The following is an 18,558-nucleotide window of genomic DNA, read 5'->3' on the forward strand; positions in this document are numbered from 1 at the left end:
AGGACATGCCCTTTAGGCGCTATGTCATGAGAGGAATTGGATGAAAGATGAGTAAAAATTTCTGGCGTGATTTACCGCGGCCATTTTTTATATTAGCACCAATGGAAGAAGTGACAGATGTTGTGTTTCGTCATGTTGTGAGTGAGGCGGCGAGACCGGATGTGTTTTTTACAGAGTTTACGAACAGTGAGAGCTATTGCCACCCTGATGGTATTCAAAGTGTGAAGGGGCGTTTAACGTTTACAGAGGATGAGCAGCCGATTGTTGCTCATATTTGGGGAGACAAGCCTGAGAACTTTAGACAGATGAGCATTGGAATGGCGGAGTTAGGATTTCAGGGACTTGATATTAATATGGGCTGTCCTGTCCCAAATGTTACGCAAAACGGGAAGGGCAGCGGCTTGATTCTTCGCCCAGACGTTGCCGCAGAGCTGATTCAAGCGGCAAAAGCAGGGGGATTACCTGTCAGCGTCAAAACAAGACTTGGTTTTACTGAAGTCGATGAATGGCGCGGGTGGCTTAGACACATTTTGGAGCAAGACATTGTGAATTTATCGATCCACCTTCGCACAAGAAAGGAAATGAGCCAGGTGGATGCGCATTGGGAGCTCATTCCTGAGATCAAAAAACTTCGTGATGAAGTAGCACCTGATACTCTTTTGACAATCAATGGTGATATTCCTGATCGTCAAACAGGCTTAAAGCTCGCTGAACAGTATGGAGTGGACGGTGTGATGATTGGACGAGGGATTTTCCATAACCCATTTGCTTTTGAAAAAGAGCCGAAGGAGCATACAAGTGATGAACTGCTCGGTCTTTTAAGATTACATCTTGATCTCCATGATCAATACTCATCACTAGGTTTGCGTCCATTCAAGGCACTGCACCGCTTCTTTAAGATTTATGTGAAAGGATTCTGGGGAGCGAGTTTCTTGAGAAATCAATTAATGAACACATCATCAACAGATGAAGTGCGTGCAATGCTGGATGAATTTGAAGCGAGAAATCAAGAACAATCATGACCAACAAGAGGAGGGGGAACCCTTCTCTTTTTTTATAAATAGGACTATTAAACTAGTTATTATAAATGGTAAAATGAGATAGAAATAACAATTGGAGGTATTTTGTTTGAAACCATTTTGGGATAGAGAAAGCGAAGAAACATTTAAGAAAATCAATGAGAAAGGCATTGCAAAAGCGGAAAAGAAGCTAGGCGTCATCCTGCCGGATACATATAAGCAACTGATTCTCGAACAAAATGGCGGGTATACATTGCATAATGCTTTTCCAACGGATCAGCCGAATGGATGGGCAGAGGATCATGTGTCATTTGATCATTTAAGAGGAATTGCCAAAGATGAAGGTATTATGGATAGTGATTATTTAATAGAAGAATGGGAATTGCCTGAGGGACTTGTGCTCATTTGTGGGGATGGTCATACGTGGATTGCATTGGATTATAGAGAAACGAAGGAAGATCCACCGATTCACTACTTTGATCTAGAAGATGAGACGGATTTCAAATTAGCGGATTCGTTTGATGAACTGATTGCTGGGCATTATACCGCTGAATAGGAAAAGGCAGCCGCAAATAGATATATTTCATTAAAACCGTTGTTATACAGTATTTTTTGAGAGAGACAAAAGAGTCTCTCTTTTTTTGCGAAGCAACATTGAATCTCTCTCCAAAACTGTATCTGTTATGTTTAAGTCTTATTATTCAATTGGTTCGATTTCCACTCACTAAATTTCCTGACGATAATATCTGCCACAATGTAAAATGGCAGAAAACTGGAGTTGTCTACTTTGTTATATAAGAGAAACGGGGTGCTGCTTACATAGATGTTAAACATGGCATTTTGTGCAAGGAGGTTATTCCTTAAAGTGGTCATGCTGATAAATTTGATATGTCTTGTTTTCACCAATTGAATGATTTCATCTAAATTCTTCGATTCACCCGATAAAGAAATGATAAATAAAAGGTCATCCTCACCAAATTCAATGATTCCATCTGTTAAGTCTCGCTTGCTTCGTAATACTTGAGATTTTTTATGCAGTGACCATAGCTGCCTCTGTACATCATTGGCCAAATCGAGCTGTGCAGTTCCTGTACCATAAATATAAATATACGGTGCACGATCAATCAGTTGATTTAATTGATGAAAGTCCAGCTGCTCCATATATTTTCTTGTCTGCTGGATATCTTGATCGAGCAGCTTCATTAAATCCTGTGTTGTCTCTTCAGTGAAAGCATTTAATTTCACATAAGACTTTAAGTCACTGTAGCCGTCGAACCCTATTTTTTTGGCAAGCCGATGGATGGATGAGATGGAAGTATGAGCAAAACGGGCAAGGTCCTGAATTTTCATTGTCTTCATTTCTTCAAGATGATCATGGATTGTTTTAATAATGTGCAGGTCATTCTTATTTAAGTCTTCGAAGTATTCATTTACCAGCTTGTCGAGTATCATGCGATGTGCCCTCCAACATGAAAATATTTTCTTCCTGTGAAAATATAATCTAATGTTACAACTTGATTTCTAAATACGTCAAACCTATTGGTTTTTGTAAGCGCTACCTTTACAGTGGTGTTATGGATCAAGCAAAGGGGTTATGCTTATGAATGCAATCAAGCGGTTTGGCAGTGCTATGGTAGTTCCTGTACTTTTATTCGCGTTTTTTGGTATTGTTGTCGGCCTCGCGACTTTATGTAAGAATCCAGCGATTATGGGGGAAATGGCTGCAGAAGGTACGATGTGGTACAAGGTTTGGTCACTGATTGAAAGCGGGGGATGGACGATTTTCAATCATATGGAATTAGCCTTTGTGATTGGATTGCCCATCTCACTTGCAAAAAAAGCGCAAGCACGTGCGACGCTCGCAGCTTTGATGATTTATCTCGTATTTAACAATTATATTCATGGTATTTTGACACTTTGGCCGTCTACTTTTGGCGTTGATTTATCGCAAGGTGTCGAGAACGTAGCGGGAGTAAAAGAAATTGCGGGTATACCTACGCTGGATACAAGTATCATTGGTGCGGTGATGATATCTGGAATCGTCATTTGGATTCATAATCGTTTTTATGATCAAAAGCTGCCTGAGATGCTCGGGATTTTTCAGGGGCTTGTATTTGTTGTCATCATCGGATTCTTTGTGATGATTCCTATTGCTTTTATCGTTGCTTTTGTATGGCCCTATGTTCAGCAGGGGATTCAATCTCTCCAAGGGTTCATGGCACAGTCTGGTTATATTGGTGTCTGGCTGTTTCATTTCTTGGAAAGGGTGTTAATTCCAACAGGACTTCACCATTTTATTTATACACCTTTTGAGTTTGGTCCAGCGGCTGTAAATGGGGGGTTAAAACCATATTGGATTGCTCACTTAAATGAATTTGCGTCCTCAACTTCTGATTTGAAGGATCTTTATCCATACGGATTTTTATTGCATGGGAATATTAAGATGTTCGGCTGTTTAGGGATAGCTCTAGCCATGTATTTTTCTACACCGAAAGAAAACAGAAAAAAGGTTTTGGCATTGGTATTACCCGCCACATTGACAGCCATATTTGCCGGAATTACAGAACCGCTTGAATTTACGTTTCTATTTCTCGCGCCTTATTTATTTGTGATACATGCACTTCTTGGAGCGACCATGGTGACAATCATGAATATGTTTGGTGTTGTCGGAATGATGGGTTCCGGGCTTATCGAGATAGCTGCATTGAACTGGATTCCTCTCTCTTCAAATCATGGAGGGATTTATCTGATCCAAGCGATGATTGGACTTCTCTTTACAGCAGTGTATTTTGTCATCTTTAGATGGATGATTGTGAAATTTGATATTCCATTACCAGGACGAAAACACGAGGAGGAGACGAGGCTATATACAAAACAGGATTATGAGAATGCTCATAAAAAAGGTCATGACCGAAAGGAAGCGCCCGTTTATGCGTCTGAGTATGAAGAGAAAGCCGTTTATTTCTTAGAAGGCCTCGGCGGTAAAGAAAACATTAAAGATGTGACAAACTGTGCCACGCGTCTGCGAATTACAGTGATTGACCCTAGCTTGGTGAAAGATAGAGACTACTTTACAAAAAATAAACTGGCACACGGCATGGCGAAAAGTGGTCAAAGCATTCAAATCATTGTTGGCTTAAGTGTACCGCAAGTAAGAGAGTCCTTTGAGACAAAACTTTCATTAGATTGAAAAAGGAGCTGGATATGATGAAAAAATTTAATATTACCATCGCTGGAGGCGGAAGTACATTTACACCGGGAATCATTTTGATGCTGTTAGACTATCTAGAGGAGTTCCCGATTCATACAATTAAACTCTATGATAATGATGAAGCTAGACAAAAGACGATTGCAGATGCATGTGAGATTATGTTAAAAGAACGAGCACCAGAAGTACGATTACTGGCAAGCACGGACCCAGAAGAAGCCTTTACTCAAGTCGATTTTGTAATGGCACATATTCGTGTCGGCAAATATGCAATGCGTGAATTAGATGAGAAAATTCCATTGAAGCATGGAGTCGTCGGACAGGAAACATGCGGTCCAGGCGGAATAGCTTACGGGATGCGGTCCATTCCAGGTGTATTAGAACTTGTCGATTATATGGAAAAATACTCACCTGAAGCTTGGATGTTAAACTATTCGAACCCTGCAGCGATAGTAGCAGAGGCAACACGTAAGCTAAGGCCGAATGCCAAGATTTTAAACATATGTGATATGCCAATTGGTATCGAAGAATTAATTGCAAAAAATTTAGGCTTATCTTCGCGGAAAGAACTAGAAGTCGATTACTATGGTTTAAATCATTTTGGCTGGTGGACAGATATTCGAGATAAAGCTGGAAATAGCTTAATGCCTGAGGTAATTAAGCATGTAAGCCAGCATGGTTATGCAACAGATGGAACATCTGAATTAGAACAGCAGAAGAGCTGGAACAGCACATTAAAAAAGGCCAAAGATATTCAAGCACTTGATCCAAAAACGGTACCGAATACGTATTTGAAATACTATCTATTTCCAGATGAAGAAGTGGCACATTCAAATATTGAGTTCACGCGTGCCAATGAAGTGATGGAGGGGCGGGAAGCTTTTGTTTTTAGTGAATGTCAGGCCATCATTGATAAAGGAACTGCAAAGGAAACAAAGCTGACCATTGATGAGCACGCTTCCTATATCGTTGATTTGGCACGAGCCATTGCTTTTAATAAAAAGGAACGGATGCTGATGATCGTAGAGAACAATGGCGCTATTAGGAACTTTGATCCAACAGCCATGGTTGAAATTCCTTGTATCGTTGGCAGCAGCGGTCCAGAAAAATTAGTAGTTGGAGAGATTCCTAGATTTCAAAAAAGTCTCATGGAGCAGCAAGTTGGCGTAGAAAAATTAGTAGTAGAAGCATTTGAAGAAGGATCCTATCAAAAACTATGGCAGGCCATCACATTATCGAAAACGGTGCCAAGTGCTAAAGTAGCAAAAGATATTTTAGACGACTTAATTGTGGCAAATCAAGCATTTTGGCCAGAGTTAACATAACACGAGAATAAGCAATATGGGCGTCACAGCGCTCATATTGCTTATTTGTTTTTTTAACCGATGTATTGTAATGGAGAGGAAAAGGCCCCCTTACTCCGCACTCTCCTCAACCTCACGGCTATCCTCTGTTTCACCAATATAAATAGGGCCGTTTGCGTGGTCGATTCGGATTGGCCATTCGTATGGAATTTGAAGACGTCTAGCAATGGCTCTCCAGAATTTTGTGGAATCCAATTCGAATTCTTGGAAGTCTTTTAATAAGTCTTTGTAAGACGAGCCATCAAATTGAATGAACATATCTTGAAGGCGCATGAACGCGACGTGTCTCACTTCAAGTGCTGCTGCGGCTTCCATTTCTTCTTCTGTTGCTTCTCCGATGATTGTACCTGCCGGCGGAAGCATGTCGTATACGTTAAATTCTTCTTCTTCTTCGTGTGCTGCATTGTGCTGCTGATCTGACATTTTTCTTCACTCCTTCTCGTTCTCAATCAAAACTTTATTCCGTGCTTACTTCTATTATCGGAAGGAAATGTGAAATGTGGAATGAAAAGTGGAGCAGATTCACAACTCTTGCTTTTTTCTCTTGAATCATCTATGATCATTTACAGATATAAAAGGTCTATAATAGATAGAAAGGAGTTTCCTCATGAAATATTCTAAAGCAACCAACTATGCGCTGCATACGATGGTGTTTTTAACTCTTGCGCCAAAGGGTAAAGCGATTGGCGTTGAGCCTCTTGCTAAGATACAAGACCTTTCACCAACCTATCTATCCAAAATTTTAACAAAGCTTGTGAAGGCGGGACTGATTGAATCAACACCTGGTGCAAAGGGAGGGTACACCCTTATCAAACGAAAGGAAGACATTTCATTTTTAGATGTCATTCAGGCTGTAGAAGGGCAAACGAATTTATTTCGCTGCTCTTTAGAGCATGACTCCTTCATGCCTCATGATGGCTGTTTGATTGAACAAGTTATGCAGGATGTTGAAACGAAAATGCAGGAGACATTAAGTCAAAAACGGTTAATTGATATTGCGAACCAACTTGAGCAAACAGAAAAAAATCCATTTTTCAACGTGTGATTTTTTTGAACTGATTATAGATATTAAGAGTCTTTAAAATCTTTAATAAAAAAGGAGAGATTGATATGTTATTAGATTGTGCCATTATCGGAGGCGGGCCAGCCGGATTAAGTGCAGCACTTGTTGTAGGAAGAGGCAGAAAGCAGGTCATTGTATTTGATGATGAGCTGCCAAGAAATCGAGTGACGCAGGAATCACATGGATTTATTACAAATGATGGAATGACACCGTTTGAAATCAGACAAGCGGGAGAGGCAGATCTTCAAAAATACCCTCATATCCAAATCAAACGAAGTCGAATTGTTGATATACAAAAGAAAGAGGAAAGCTTTACGTTACTGACACACGAGGGGGATGCATTCGAAGCGAAAAAAATCATTTTGGCAACTGGATTGCAGGATATACTGCCAGAGATCGAAGGAATTCATGATGTGTACGGAAAAACATTGTTTAGTTGTCCTTTCTGTGATGGATGGGAATTAAAGGAGAAAGCACTTGCCCTCATTGCAGAGAATCAGCGAGCCTTGCACATGGCTAAACTTCTTTCCAATTGGACAAAGGATTTGATCGTGTTTACGAATGGGCACATGTTAGCTGAAGAAGACAAGACGCTTCTGACGGCACATTCTATTCAAGTCATTGATGTGCCAATTGTGTCGATTGATCATGACAATGGGCAGCTGCGCTCTCTACAGCTTGCGAATGGGGAGATAGTGAATAGGGAAGGCGGTTTTGTCGCAAGTGAATTCAAGCAGTCAGCCCCATTTGCCGAAAAGCTTGGCTGTCAAATGACGAAGAATGCGGGTATTGAAACAGATATTCTTGGACGTACAACCGTCAGTGGTGTCTTTGCATGTGGTGATAATTTAGGCGGTCCTGCTCAGTTAGTTCTCGCAGCAGCAGCTGGAAGCCAGGCAGGAATGGGCGTCATTCATGAACTTGTGCAAGAAGAATTTCAAGAAAAAACATCTCTATGAAAAGAGATGTTCAGCGATGAACGGTTTTCCGTTTTGCTAAGACGTGAGATGTCCATTCAAAAAGTGCGTAGATGACAAAGAAGATCAGGATCCAGCTGCTGACATCGACCCATACATTGGTGATCTGAATGATGTTCGCTTGATCAAGTCCAGCCTGTATCCACATGGTGATCAGTGCTGTAAGGAACACTTGTAAAAACCATTTTTTCAATTGGCCACACCTCCATCTCTTTCTATCATATAAGAAATGACAGTTCATTTCCAATTGTTTTCCTATATGTTTCAACGGTAAAATGAAAAATAAAACGAGTGAAAGGAAAGCAAATGAGTGGTCAAACAAATATGTTTCTAAAAAGTCATTTTCCTCATCTTATCCTCACGCCGCCGCTTTTTTATGAGTGGCCTATCGGGCTTCGGTTTGAATTGGCAGATTGGTCATTAGGAAAAGAATCGATTGTATTAGAAAAAGCGGGGGATCGTGCTTTAGAGATTGTGAAATATGCTTTTGATCCAGAAGACGAGATGCTGCTTGTAACGGATGTGTATACAGAACATGAACATGAATTAACGAAGCGTCAGCTCTTGGTTTATCAAAAATATGTCAATCGGAAAATGCGTTACCGATTGCGTCATGAGCTTTTGACCTATGTACGTCCAGAAATAGAAGATTCACTGACAATAGAGAGATTTACACTCAAATGCCAGCTGCAAGACATTCGATTGCGTCCGCTTCTCCATGCGATCTGCCAGGAAGACTTCTATGCACCGAATCAAATCTTGAAGGGGAAGCATGGTTATGAAATTTACCTAATGAATCTCTCGAAAAAAATGATATTTCACTTATATGATGATCGAGGCTGTGATCTCATTGCGGCAGATCCAGAGCGTTTAAGACCAGTCTATGAAGGCTTACAGCACTGGCTATTAGACTATGATCGCCCTCAGATGGACCGCGTGTTTGCAGCGAAATAAGAAAAACCGCACTTTCGACAAGTGCGGCTTCTTTTTATGCTTCTACTTTATTGAAGAACTGCGGCAAATATTCTTTGTGTGCTTCTAGCATTTCATCTAGGATGCTTTTTGCAATGGCATCTGATGGGACAAGCGGGTTGATGGTCATTGCGACAAGAGCTGTGTTGTAATCGCCTGTCACGGCTGCTTCAGCAGCTACACGTTCAAAGGATTTAATTTGAGAAATGAGTCCTTTGACAGCGACTGGCATTTCACCAACAGCGATTGGTTTAGGACCGTCTTTTGTGATAACGCAGTTGAGTTCAATTGCAGAATCATTTGGAATGTCACTGATGGCGCCATTGTTAATCGTGTTCACAGGCTGAATGTCATGCTTGTCGTTATAAATGGATGCAATTAAGTTACAAGCCGCATCACTGTAGTAGGCACCGCCTCGTTTTTCAAGCTGTGGCGGCTTGATGTCGAGATCAGGGTCTTTGTAAAGCTCGAACAAATCATTTTCTAATGCGCGAACGACCTCAGCACGAGTTCCTTCATTTGCTGCTGCTTTCTTTTCCTCAGCCAGCATATCACTTGTTTTGTAGTAGTAGCGGTGATACGGACAAGGAATGACGCCAAGCCCTTTTAAGAAATCAGCATCCCACGGAATCGCTTGAATGTTGTTCATCGACATGCTGGAGTTTGGATCAGCCATGTCTTCAATGACTTGATCCATGATGCTTTTGCCGTCTAAGAATACATTGAGTCCAAAGACCATATGGTTTAATCCAGCAAAGCTGACTTCGACTCTGCTTGCATCGACACCAAGCCCTTTGGCGATTCCCATGCGAATGCCGATCGGCACGTTACATAAACCAACGACTTTGCGATGGTTTGAATAACGAAGAACGGCTTCAGTGACCATACCAGCTGGATTTGTGAAATTCACAAGCCATGCATTCGGGCAAAGCTCTTCAATATCTTTGACAATATCAAGAATGACAGGAATGGTGCGAAGTCCTTTGAATAGACCTCCTGGACCATTTGTTTCTTGACCAATGACATCATATTTTAAAGGAATGCGTTCATCCTTCATACGTGCTTCAAGAAGTCCGACACGGAATTGTGTTGTGACAAAATCAGCATCTACAAGTGCTTTCCTGCGATCTAATGTTAAATGAACCTCGATTGGGAGCCCTGCTTTTTTGACCATGCGTTTTGCAAGATTTCCGACGATCTCAAGCTTTTCTTTTCCCGCTTCAATATCAACGAGCCAAAGCTCACTAATCGGAAATTCATCGTATCGTTTAATAAATCCTTCTACAAGCTCTGGTGTATAGCTTGATCCTCCACCAATTGTGACAACCTTTAATCCTTTTGCCATGTTCTGCACCTCCGAATAATGTAACGCGCAATGTTATAATAGAGAAAAGTCTTTTTTATTGTGTACATCAATAGCTTATCGTGAGAGCATCGCGTGCGTAAATGACTTCAGCGTCTTTAGGCAAGGGTGCCCTATTTAGAGATTTGTTACATAAAAGAAACACATTGTGACATGTTGTTGGAGAAAGGGGAAGTCAGATGTTTTCAAGTGAGGTCATTTCCAGCTTTAATGAACTAGAAAGCGCTTTATACCGATATATCATGGAAAACACTGAAAAGGTCGTGTACATGAGAATTCGAGACCTTGCAGATGCTGCACATATTTCCACCTCGTCTGTCCTTCGCTTTTGCCGAAAAGTAAATTGTGATGGCTTTTCAGAGTTTAAAGTGAAGCTCAAAATGTATTTAGAATCAGAGCAGACACCTTCTTTAAAAAGCACACAGCACTTTCTATATGAATTTATTGAACGAACATTGAAGGGAGACTTTGAGGGGAAAATTAAGGAGGCAGCGAAGCTCATTGCTAAGGCAAAAAATGTGCTGTTTATTGGGACTGGCAGTTCTGGCATTTTGGCGCAGTATGGGGCGAGGTACTTTTCAAGTCTTGAGAAATTTTCATTTTACATCAACGATCCGTTTTTCCCGATGAATATGCAGTATTTAGACAATAGTGTTACCATTGTGCTGTCTGTATCAGGGGAGAATAGTATTACAATTGATCATATTTCGAAGTTAAAAAGAGAAGGCAGCACAATCATTAGTATTACGAATAACCAGCACTGCACGATTTCGCGCATTTCAGATTTAAATATTGCCTACTACGTCACAGATGAACGGGTCCACAGAGCCAATATCACCACACAGACGCCAGTTGTGTATATTTTAGAAGCCATGGCCCGTGACATGTTTGCGATGTTAAAAGAAAAGTAAAAGAGCCGCTGCATACATCAGCTGCTCTCTTTTTTCTGCTTCATAAAAGCAAGGATGGCAATGCCGGAACAGACGAGCACAAACAGACCGCCTAGCAAATACACAGACCTCGCCCCGTATACATCTGCAATCAATCCAACAAAGAAAATAGACAAACCGACCGATACTGAAGAAAGGACGTAGTGAGCCGAATACACCTTTGATAAATCACGTACTGGCGTTTCCGTTTGAAGAATGGTTTGCTGCGAAACATCTCGGATTTGATAAGCAGGCCCCATCAAAATACAAAGCAGCAAAGCAAGCCACGGGAGGCTGTTCAGTGAATAGACAATGGTCAGCACTGCATAAATGAATGAACCAGCTGCCATAAAGAGGAGAAGCTGTTTTTGGATAAACTGACTCATCCATGCAGCTAAGAGCCCGCCTATGATGGCACCTGTATAATAAGCGGCATTGATAAATCCCCACCATTCCTCACCTTGCTTTAAATCATGGGTGACAAAGGCAAGCGTAATTGCTCCGATCCACACAGCACCCGCAATATTTTCACAAACATCCATAAATGTCAGGGTGCGCACCGTTTTATTTCTCCAAATGATCGTCCATCCATCTTTGAAGCTGTTCATCTTATTTGCCTTTCGAACCGTCTCTTCTTGCTTGAGAAGAGGAAAGACAGGGATGAATAATAGATAAGACAACACAATCATGACACAAGTGATCCACATTAAATAAAATGGCCCGATCCATAGGACGAGCATTCCAGTGAACGAATAGCCGGCGATTTGAATCATTTGATGTAAAATGGAGGCTGTACTGTTTGCTTTCACAAGCTGATTTGCTTTCACAAGCATCGGCATGATGGCCTGCATTAAAGGACTGATGAACCCGCCTGTGAGGGAAATCAAAATAAGCGCACTAAACAACCAGACCATGTGCTGCTGAAACAAATGAAATTGGGCTGTAAACACGATGAGCATCCCAAGACGTAAAAGCGGGACCCATTTTAATAGGCGGCCAGCTTGAAAGTAATCGGTTAAAACAGGAGAGAAGAGCCCAGCCAATAGCTGGCATATTGTTCTAATCAGCGGAAATACAGCCGCATAGGCAACAGATTGTGTATCTTGATAAATGACAAACGTGATCGTCATCACAAATAAAATATCACTCAGCATGAGAAGGCTTTTACTGCTTGTATAACACCAAAACTTGTTTCCCATATCAAACCGGCTCCTTTTCAAAAACAAGTTTAGTATAGCATGGTGATGAAGGGTCCATAGGCTTTCCATTGAAAAATACATCTTAAGGATGAGAAGATTGTGATAAGCTAAATGAAGGACATTGTAAGGAAAGGGGTTCAATCGATTGAAAAAATTACCGGCTCATGACTTTTTGGACAAACACGAGATCCCATATGAGATCAAAACATTTTCTGCCGAAACAGAGAAGGGAGCAGCAAATGTAGCGGCAGCTCTTGGTTTTCGTGAAAGACAAATGATTAAAACATTGATTTTTGAAACAGGAGAAGGAGAGCAGCTGCTTGTGATGGTTGGCGCTGACCAGCATATTAAGTCAGGGAAACTAAAGAAAGCCGCCGGCTCCCGTAATATTAAAATGGCTTCACCGGAGAAGGTTCTTGAAGTGACGGGCTATCGAATTGGCTCGATTCCGCCGTTTTGCTGGCAGCCAGAAGGATTCCGCACCATTATTGAGGCTTCGTTATTAGAAGAGGAGATATTAGGTGTTGGGGCAGGCGAATGGGGAAATGAAATCCTCATCACACCAGAACAATTAGTGAAAGCCTCAAAAGCTGTACCGTTTGACATCGTGCAGCCAGCCGAATAGAAAAAAAGTGCCTGTTTCAGAAGCAGGCACTTTTTTAATTGGCAGCAGGCGTAGTAAATGGACCGATACCTTTCATTTGCAGGAAGGCATCCACGGTTCTATTTTCTTCAAGATCATTCGCCCGTTTGCACACAACAACCGGTCTGACGATCTCAATGCCTTCAATGTACACGCGCCCAATTTCTTGCCGCTTGAGACTGCCATGAACCGCATCACGGGGAACAAGTGTGATGCCATATCCAGCTTTGATCATTTGAATCGCTTCATGAACACCGCTGAATTGTAAATCAACGGTTGGTTTTTTGATCCCTTTCGAGGTAAATAATGAAAAGAGCTTATCTCTTGTGGAACTGCCTTCTTCACGCATCAAAAAAGGCTCCTGACTCAGGCGCTCTAGCGGGACAGTTTTTCCGTTCAACGGATGGTCTGCCGGCACAATAAAATCATAGCTTAAATTCGTTAAATGAGAGGTGAGAATCTCCTCATGGTGCAGATCCTCGATCACAGCGATGGCCACATCTGATTCATATTGAAGCAGGCTCTCTAAAACTTGAGCGGAGTTTCCGCTTTTTAATTCAATTTCTGTCTGTGGTGAAGATGTTTTAAAGGCAGCAAGCCAATCTGGCAGTAAAAAGTTAAGTGGTACATAGGTAGAAGCGATGCGGAGCCGCCCCTTTTTTCCGTTTTGTAAAAGTGTGATCTGATATTCTACTTCTTTTTCAGCCTCGAACACTTGCCGGGCATAAGGGTATAGAATTTTCCCCATTTCCGTAAGTGTAATGCCTCTGCCATTTCGTTTAAAAAGACGGAAACCGATCTCATTTTCAATGCTTCTAAGCTGAGCCGTCACAGCAGGCTGTGTCAATGACAGTACGTCTGCTGTTTGTGTAACGCTTTTTGTCTCTGCGACCTTTGCAAAAATCCGAAGGGCATGTAAATTCAACTTTGCACCACCTATCAATTATTTTGATGGTTTAATCAAAAACATTCATTAGATTTATTATAAGGCATCGCTTATTGTAAAGATAGCGAAGGGGGAAGGGAAATGGATCATCGTCGAAAGCAAGTGGTGTCAATATCGCTTATCACAGCATTTGCACTGATTGGGGATTCAATGCTTTATATTGTTCTTCCGATTTATTGGAAAGAGATTGGTTTATCGTCTATTTGGGAGGTCGGGCTGCTGCTGTCCATTAACCGATTCATCCGCATCCCGCTAACGCCTGTCGTTTGGTGGCTCTATCGGTTTGTCCCAATGAAGACTGGTGTATTGATCGCTATTTTGATTGCTTCAGTGACCACGATGCTATATGGTGTGAGTGGTTTTTGGCTGCTGCTGATCTGCCGCTGCGCTTGGGGGCTGGCATGGACGTTATTGCGTATGAGTGGAATGAGATTAATTGCTGAGATGGAGGAAAGCTCTCAAGGGCATTATACGGGCATTTATAATGGACTTTACCGGCTTGGCAGTTTATTCGGCATGTTATTTGGCGGAATATTCGCCAGCCTGATGGGCTTCCAGTCCATGACGTTAGTTTTTGGTTTACTCACATTACTAGGGGTCATTTTTTATGTCTCTTTGGATGAGATTGAAAAGGGAGAAGAGGGGCAGGTGTATCAAGTCATCAAACAGAGGTGGCTTGCACGGGATGTTGTAAAAGTATTAATGACAGGTATGCTGATCGCACTTGTGATACAAGGGTTATTCGCATCAACACTCAGTCATGTCATTGAAGCAAGGATCGGTCATGGTGAATTTGCTCTGTTCGGCTTTGTTATCGGAGCTTCGGCTTTAAGCGGAATCATTCAAGCGCTCAGATGGGGATGGGAACCATTTGTCGCACCGAAAACAGGCAGATGGTTTGATCGTCTTGTGATGAAGGAACGAACGCTTTGCTGGATGTTTCTTTCATTTGGAGGTCTCAGTTTTCTAGCGGTCATGCTGAAGGTAAGCGGCTGGTTTCTTGTGATGCTGCTTTTGATCCAGCTCCTCTCAACAATCTTAACGACATTAACGGACACGCTTGCTTTTCAAAAAGCGTCTGCTCAAACAGATAAAAACCGCTTCCTCGCAAGCTATTCCTTTGTTCAAGATATGGGAGCGGCTTTAGGACCCTTGTGCGGGTATACGATGATTCAGTTTTTTGGATCAAGCAGCGTCTTTTGGCTGATGCTCATCATAAGCTTATTGCTTGTCAGCATGTGGGCAAGAGGCAGGGAGCTGCATGTTTCTTCTGATCCAGCGTAATAAATCAAGCGTTATACAAAAAACTGCCTCATGCGCTGAATGCAAGAGGCAGTCATGTTTTTTTATTCTAGATCTGAATCATAGGCTTTTTGCGTCAGCTGGCTGACCACCTCTTTTAACCCATTTGGTTTATGAAACTCAACAGGTGTGCTTCCCTTTTCGAAGACGATTTGATCTGCTTCAACGAGCACGACATATCGATTGTTGAGCTTTGCAATATGGATTGATTGGCCAAAGTCTGCTAGAAGACCTTTGATTTCCGTTTCGCCTAGACGCATTTTCATTGTGATATCAGGGGTTTGTTCAACAATATGGGAGGCCGCTTGTGTGATCTGTTCTGTATCGAGTGTTTCTCTAATTTCTCGCTTTTCACTCGCTTCCCATATTTCAAGATCCTCTTCAAACTGCTTTAATTCTTCACTTTCATCCTGTAATGTTTCAAAAACCTGTTCCTGTACCATATTCATGACCTGTGATTTCATGATTTCAGGCATGGATTCACCGTATTCGACGAATTTCAAAAAGTCCTCAAAATAACGAGCGTGTGAAGATTGATGAATTTTCACTTCAGCTTCCTCAGTCATGCCCTCTTCTGGCATAAACGGGTATTGAATTGATTTCATGTTTTTTGTCGTAATGGCCATTTCGACTTTTCTAATCAAGGTAGATGTATCAGCGATAGAAGCCACTTTCTGTTCGAAATCGCATTTCATAATAAAGACAAAGGAATCATCGAAATACTTTTTTGGAACAGCAGAAGCAACTAAAAAAACGCCGCCTCTGACAGCACTTGTATCTAAATATGTGCGAACAAACTGTTCACTGCATTCATTAAACAATTCTTTTGTATCTGCAAATCTCGTTTGATGAAATAGGTTGTAGTTGGGATTTGAATCGAGCTCATGACCGGGTTCTACAATAAATCGGCCAATTTTGGTCGGTACTTGTTCAGATTTAGGGTGTCTGTCCACTTTTCGTTTGACGATTTTTTTCAGCTCACCGTCTAAAAAGTCCTTCAGCTCACTTTGTTCAAATTCTTCTTGATCTAGTGTTTGATAATGTTTAAACCGTTTATTTGCTTGTTCATCTTTGCCTTCGATTTCCACGACAAAGAATGAGAGAAAACGTATCGTAAAATCCATTGATAGGTCACCACTTTTTCTTCTTCGGATATGTTGAGTATAGAAAAAGGAGTGAAAATCGTCAACGAATGGAGAAATATCGTGTCATTATTTCCCGAGAAATGTTTATTGAAAAACACTTGATAATAATTATCATTCTTGATAGAATGATAAAAGAAAAGAAGGAACCTGCCAGTTCCTTCATCTCAGAGAAAAATAGATTATTTTGTTTCAAATGTTTCGCAATCAGTTTCAGTATTACGAGTCACTTCAGTCATCGTGTTTTTACCAATTTTAATGGTAGAAGCGGTACAGCTGTTTTCAGCCCAAAAACGGCAAGAGTTCACTTCACAAAGAACGTTTTGTGCCATGGGAATTCACCTCCGTGATTCATATTGAGAATGAAGCAAGCTGCCACTTGAATTCATTCAATCTAGTAGTCTCTTTGTAGAAAGAGGCTGTTTGTGCTGATTATGCACATGTTTATCATACCATCTACCCTGAAAATATACAATTTAAACTTTGGAAGAGCGAGAATATGAATCTCGCTCTTTTTTTATTTGTAAAAATAGTTAAATGCTAGGTGGCACACTCTCTCATTTCGACATATGAATAGAGTAGATTCAAAACCTGATGTCGGACAAAGTATGAGGGTACATGTACTGATTTTCCGCATAAAGATAGGGTTTTAATCAAAAATCTTCATAGAGAGATGAGGGGAGAAGATGAAAGCAGTCATTCTCTGCGGAGGAAAGGGAACGAGAATGAGTGAGGTCACACAAGCGCTTCCTAAACCACTTGCTATGATCGGAGACCGGCCTATTCTATGGCATATTATGAAAATCTATCAGTATTACGGTGTAGACGAATTTATCCTATTGCTTGGATATAAAGGAGAGAAGATCAAAGAGTACTTTCTGAACTACGACTGGCAGCATCACAGCATGCAGCTCGATATGGCGACAGGAGAAATGAAGCTTTTAGGTAAATCGGAAAACTGGAAAATCACCTTTTTAGATACAGGTGAAAATACGATGACAGGCGGACGTTTAAAGCAGGCACAGGATTACATTGGTGATGAGACCTTTATGATGACGTATGGTGATGGACTGGCTAATATCAATATGTTTCATTTGCTGAAACGTCATCAGGATCTTGGAGCAGCTGCGACTGTCACAGGCATTGAAAAGAAGTCCCAGTACGGGACACTGAAGGTGTATAACGGGATGGCACAATCCTTCTCTGAGAAGACAGACAGTATCGGGATGATCAATGGAGGATTTTTTGTGTTGTCTTCAAAGGTATTTGATTATTTGACAGACGATGATCAATGCGTGTTTGAAGCAGAGCCTCTTCAAAACCTGGCGGATGATGGAGAGCTTGCCGTTTATGAGCATCACGGATTTTGGACAGCAATTGATACGTATAAAAACCTGAAGGAAATCAACGACATGTGGACAGATGGAAAACAACCATGGAAGGTTTGGTGACAGCATGAGCGGATTTTGGAATGGAAAGAACGTATTTGTAACTGGATGTACAGGGCTGTTAGGGAGCTATCTCGTTAAGGAATTGATTGATCAAGGGGCAAACGTGACTGGACTTGTGCGTGATCAGGTGCCTAGGTCGAATTTATATCAAGGCAGTCAATTTGAAAAAATGAATGTGGTGCAAGGCGCATTAGAGGATATGCAGACGATTGAACGTGCGTTAGGAGAATATGAAATTGACACCGTCTTCCATTTGGCTGCCCAAGCCATTGTTGGGGTCGCGAATAGACATCCTGTTTCTACATTTGAAGCGAATATCTTAGGGACATGGAATGTGCTGGAGGCTTGCAGAAGACAGCCGCTCATCAAACGAGTTATCGTGGCATCAAGTGACAAAGCATACGGTGATCAAGAGCAGCTTCCATATGATGAAGACATGCCGTTAAACGGGAAACATCCGTATGATGTCTCAAAGAGCTGTGCAGATCTCATTTCTCATACGTACTACAACACATACGGTCTTCCAGTTTGTATTACACGCTGCGGTAATTTATATGGAGGCGGGGATTTGAATTTCAACAGAATCATTCCGCAAACCATTCAGCTTGTGTTAGAAGGAAAGGCGCCGGAAATTAGAAGTGACGGGACATTTATTCGTGATTACTTCTACATTGAAGATGCAGTGAAGGCTTATTTGCTGCTAGCTGAGAAGATGGAGGAAAAAGGGCTGGCGGGAGAAGCCTTTAACTTTAGTAACGAGATTCAACTGACAGTGCTAGAGCTTGTGGATAAGATTTTAAAGGCAATGGGAAGTGAACTGAAGCCTCGTATTTTGAATCAAGGAACACATGAAATTAAGCATCAATATTTGTCAGCAGAGAAAGCGAGAAAGCTGCTTGATTGGAAGCCTGATTACTCCATTGATGAAGGCTTAGAGAAGACGATTGAATGGTACCGCGAATTCTTTCAAAAATAGAGGT

The 18,558-nt window shown here is 41.4% G+C and carries 19 protein-coding genes and 1 pseudogene; 12 read left to right on the top strand and 8 right to left on the bottom strand.

The window, feature by feature from the left end; translation table 11 throughout:
• Positions 1 to 47: 47 nt before the first annotated feature.
• Both NSS65_RS03440 and NSS65_RS03445 read left to right on the top strand, forming a co-directional pair.
• The gene (locus NSS65_RS03440; RefSeq protein ID WP_065215095.1) at positions 48 to 1,022 is read left to right on the top strand and encodes a tRNA-dihydrouridine synthase; all 975 of its coding nucleotides are present in this window, start codon (positions 48 to 50) and stop codon (positions 1,020 to 1,022) included.
• A gap of 106 nt (positions 1,023 to 1,128) precedes the next feature.
• A pseudogene (locus NSS65_RS03445) lies at positions 1,129 to 1,572 on the top strand (SMI1/KNR4 family protein); the annotation flags it as partial.
• A 134-nt stretch (positions 1,573 to 1,706) separates the two neighbouring features.
• Here NSS65_RS03445 and NSS65_RS03450 read toward each other — a convergent pair.
• Complete coding sequence (locus tag NSS65_RS03450; protein WP_254001599.1) at positions 1,707 to 2,471, bottom strand: MurR/RpiR family transcriptional regulator; 765 nt, start codon at positions 2,469 to 2,471, stop codon at positions 1,707 to 1,709.
• A 148-nt stretch (positions 2,472 to 2,619) separates the two neighbouring features.
• Here NSS65_RS03450 and NSS65_RS03455 point away from each other — a divergent pair, with 148 nt between their 5' ends.
• Both NSS65_RS03455 and NSS65_RS03460 read left to right on the top strand, forming a co-directional pair.
• The gene (locus NSS65_RS03455) at positions 2,620 to 4,209 is read left to right on the top strand and encodes an alpha-glucoside-specific PTS transporter subunit IIBC (protein WP_101676678.1); all 1,590 of its coding nucleotides are present in this window, start codon (positions 2,620 to 2,622) and stop codon (positions 4,207 to 4,209) included.
• 17 nt (positions 4,210 to 4,226) lie between these two features.
• Positions 4,227 to 5,552, top strand: a complete 1,326-nt coding sequence (locus tag NSS65_RS03460; RefSeq protein WP_046314088.1) for a 6-phospho-alpha-glucosidase — start codon at positions 4,227 to 4,229, stop codon at positions 5,550 to 5,552.
• 90 nt (positions 5,553 to 5,642) lie between these two features.
• Here the strand turns inward: NSS65_RS03460 and NSS65_RS03465 are convergent, their stop codons facing one another.
• Entirely contained in the window at positions 5,643 to 6,014 is a 372-nt protein-coding gene (locus NSS65_RS03465) for a hypothetical protein (protein ID WP_046314086.1), read from the bottom strand.
• Positions 6,015 to 6,198: 184 nt separating this feature from the next.
• Here NSS65_RS03465 and NSS65_RS03470 point away from each other — a divergent pair, with 184 nt between their 5' ends.
• Both NSS65_RS03470 and NSS65_RS03475 read left to right on the top strand, forming a co-directional pair.
• The gene (locus NSS65_RS03470) at positions 6,199 to 6,636 is read left to right on the top strand and encodes an Rrf2 family transcriptional regulator (RefSeq protein ID WP_061110512.1); all 438 of its coding nucleotides are present in this window, start codon (positions 6,199 to 6,201) and stop codon (positions 6,634 to 6,636) included.
• A 65-nt stretch (positions 6,637 to 6,701) separates the two neighbouring features.
• Entirely contained in the window at positions 6,702 to 7,613 is a 912-nt protein-coding gene (locus tag NSS65_RS03475; RefSeq protein WP_101676681.1) for an NAD(P)/FAD-dependent oxidoreductase, read from the top strand.
• A 10-nt stretch (positions 7,614 to 7,623) separates the two neighbouring features.
• Here NSS65_RS03475 and NSS65_RS03480 read toward each other — a convergent pair whose 3' ends face one another.
• Positions 7,624 to 7,824 carry a hypothetical protein gene (locus NSS65_RS03480; RefSeq protein WP_326135373.1) on the bottom strand — a complete coding sequence of 67 codons (201 nt, stop codon included), beginning with the start codon at positions 7,822 to 7,824 and terminating at the stop codon, positions 7,624 to 7,626.
• A gap of 113 nt (positions 7,825 to 7,937) precedes the next feature.
• Between NSS65_RS03480 and NSS65_RS03485 the strand changes: the two genes are divergently transcribed.
• Positions 7,938 to 8,585: a DUF3885 domain-containing protein gene (locus NSS65_RS03485; RefSeq protein WP_326135376.1), complete on the top strand. Its 648-nt coding sequence runs from the start codon at positions 7,938 to 7,940 to the stop codon at positions 8,583 to 8,585.
• A 34-nt stretch (positions 8,586 to 8,619) separates the two neighbouring features.
• Here NSS65_RS03485 and NSS65_RS03490 read toward each other — a convergent pair whose 3' ends face one another.
• Positions 8,620 to 9,948 carry a 6-phospho-beta-glucosidase gene (locus NSS65_RS03490; protein WP_326135378.1) on the bottom strand — a complete coding sequence of 443 codons (1,329 nt, stop codon included), beginning with the start codon at positions 9,946 to 9,948 and terminating at the stop codon, positions 8,620 to 8,622.
• Between the two features lie 197 nt (positions 9,949 to 10,145).
• On the opposite strand from NSS65_RS03490, the gene NSS65_RS03495 reads away from it, so the two are divergent.
• Positions 10,146 to 10,877, top strand: coding sequence for a MurR/RpiR family transcriptional regulator (locus NSS65_RS03495; RefSeq protein ID WP_326135381.1), 732 nt, complete (start codon positions 10,146 to 10,148; stop codon positions 10,875 to 10,877).
• A 17-nt stretch (positions 10,878 to 10,894) separates the two neighbouring features.
• Here NSS65_RS03495 and NSS65_RS03500 read toward each other — a convergent pair whose 3' ends face one another.
• A complete protein-coding gene (locus NSS65_RS03500) occupies positions 10,895 to 12,094 on the bottom strand; it encodes an MFS transporter (protein WP_046314073.1) in 1,200 nt (399 codons plus the stop codon).
• 145 nt (positions 12,095 to 12,239) lie between these two features.
• On the opposite strand from NSS65_RS03500, the gene NSS65_RS03505 reads away from it, so the two are divergent.
• Positions 12,240 to 12,719 (top strand): YbaK/EbsC family protein, encoded by a 480-nt coding sequence (locus NSS65_RS03505; protein ID WP_034282772.1) that lies wholly within the window; start codon positions 12,240 to 12,242, stop codon positions 12,717 to 12,719.
• A gap of 34 nt (positions 12,720 to 12,753) precedes the next feature.
• Here NSS65_RS03505 and NSS65_RS03510 read toward each other — a convergent pair whose 3' ends face one another.
• Positions 12,754 to 13,662, bottom strand: a complete 909-nt coding sequence (locus NSS65_RS03510) for a LysR family transcriptional regulator (RefSeq protein ID WP_046314071.1) — start codon at positions 13,660 to 13,662, stop codon at positions 12,754 to 12,756.
• Between the two features lie 102 nt (positions 13,663 to 13,764).
• Here NSS65_RS03510 and NSS65_RS03515 point away from each other — a divergent pair, with 102 nt between their 5' ends.
• The gene (locus tag NSS65_RS03515; protein WP_046314069.1) at positions 13,765 to 14,967 is read left to right on the top strand and encodes an MFS transporter; all 1,203 of its coding nucleotides are present in this window, start codon (positions 13,765 to 13,767) and stop codon (positions 14,965 to 14,967) included.
• A 62-nt stretch (positions 14,968 to 15,029) separates the two neighbouring features.
• Here NSS65_RS03515 and NSS65_RS03520 read toward each other — a convergent pair whose 3' ends face one another.
• Both NSS65_RS03520 and NSS65_RS03525 read right to left on the bottom strand, forming a co-directional pair.
• Positions 15,030 to 16,109 carry a DUF3900 domain-containing protein gene (locus NSS65_RS03520; protein ID WP_046314067.1) on the bottom strand — a complete coding sequence of 360 codons (1,080 nt, stop codon included), beginning with the start codon at positions 16,107 to 16,109 and terminating at the stop codon, positions 15,030 to 15,032.
• A 200-nt stretch (positions 16,110 to 16,309) separates the two neighbouring features.
• A complete protein-coding gene (locus tag NSS65_RS03525) occupies positions 16,310 to 16,459 on the bottom strand; it encodes a DUF1540 domain-containing protein (protein ID WP_072367870.1) in 150 nt (49 codons plus the stop codon).
• Between the two features lie 354 nt (positions 16,460 to 16,813).
• On the opposite strand from NSS65_RS03525, the gene rfbF reads away from it, so the two are divergent.
• Together rfbF and NSS65_RS03535 are read left to right on the top strand one after the other, a co-directional pair.
• Positions 16,814 to 17,578 (top strand): glucose-1-phosphate cytidylyltransferase, encoded by a 765-nt coding sequence (rfbF, locus tag NSS65_RS03530; RefSeq protein ID WP_034282763.1) that lies wholly within the window; start codon positions 16,814 to 16,816, stop codon positions 17,576 to 17,578.
• Positions 17,579 to 17,582: 4 nt separating this feature from the next.
• A complete protein-coding gene (locus NSS65_RS03535) occupies positions 17,583 to 18,554 on the top strand; it encodes a GDP-mannose 4,6-dehydratase (RefSeq protein ID WP_025092661.1) in 972 nt (323 codons plus the stop codon).
• Positions 18,555 to 18,558: the final 4 nt, after the last annotated feature.

Origin of the sequence: Bacillus sp. FSL K6-1006, assembly GCF_038593175.1 — a bacterium.
GTDB classification, from domain to species: Bacteria; Bacillota; Bacilli; order Bacillales; family Bacillaceae; genus Bacillus; species Bacillus safensis.

Coding starts and splice junctions, on each gene's coding strand:
- NSS65_RS03495 (WP_326135381.1), top strand. CDS start 10,146: ATGTTTTCAAGTGAGGTCATTTCCAGCTTTAATGAACTAGAAAGCGCT.
- NSS65_RS03500 (WP_046314073.1), bottom strand. CDS start 12,094: ATGGGAAACAAGTTTTGGTGTTATACAAGCAGTAAAAGCCTTCTCATG.
- NSS65_RS03455 (WP_101676678.1), top strand. CDS start 2,620: ATGAATGCAATCAAGCGGTTTGGCAGTGCTATGGTAGTTCCTGTACTT.
- NSS65_RS03490 (WP_326135378.1), bottom strand. CDS start 9,948: ATGGCAAAAGGATTAAAGGTTGTCACAATTGGTGGAGGATCAAGCTAT.
- rfbF (WP_034282763.1), top strand. CDS start 16,814: ATGAAAGCAGTCATTCTCTGCGGAGGAAAGGGAACGAGAATGAGTGAG.
- NSS65_RS03450 (WP_254001599.1), bottom strand. CDS start 2,471: ATGATACTCGACAAGCTGGTAAATGAATACTTCGAAGACTTAAATAAG.
- NSS65_RS03470 (WP_061110512.1), top strand. CDS start 6,199: ATGAAATATTCTAAAGCAACCAACTATGCGCTGCATACGATGGTGTTT.
- NSS65_RS03535 (WP_025092661.1), top strand. CDS start 17,583: ATGAGCGGATTTTGGAATGGAAAGAACGTATTTGTAACTGGATGTACA.
- NSS65_RS03525 (WP_072367870.1), bottom strand. CDS start 16,459: ATGGCACAAAACGTTCTTTGTGAAGTGAACTCTTGCCGTTTTTGGGCT.
- NSS65_RS03440 (WP_065215095.1), top strand. CDS start 48: ATGAGTAAAAATTTCTGGCGTGATTTACCGCGGCCATTTTTTATATTA.
- NSS65_RS03475 (WP_101676681.1), top strand. CDS start 6,702: ATGTTATTAGATTGTGCCATTATCGGAGGCGGGCCAGCCGGATTAAGT.
- NSS65_RS03465 (WP_046314086.1), bottom strand. CDS start 6,014: ATGTCAGATCAGCAGCACAATGCAGCACACGAAGAAGAAGAAGAATTT.
- NSS65_RS03520 (WP_046314067.1), bottom strand. CDS start 16,109: ATGGATTTTACGATACGTTTTCTCTCATTCTTTGTCGTGGAAATCGAA.
- NSS65_RS03460 (WP_046314088.1), top strand. CDS start 4,227: ATGAAAAAATTTAATATTACCATCGCTGGAGGCGGAAGTACATTTACA.
- NSS65_RS03515 (WP_046314069.1), top strand. CDS start 13,765: ATGGATCATCGTCGAAAGCAAGTGGTGTCAATATCGCTTATCACAGCA.
- NSS65_RS03485 (WP_326135376.1), top strand. CDS start 7,938: ATGAGTGGTCAAACAAATATGTTTCTAAAAAGTCATTTTCCTCATCTT.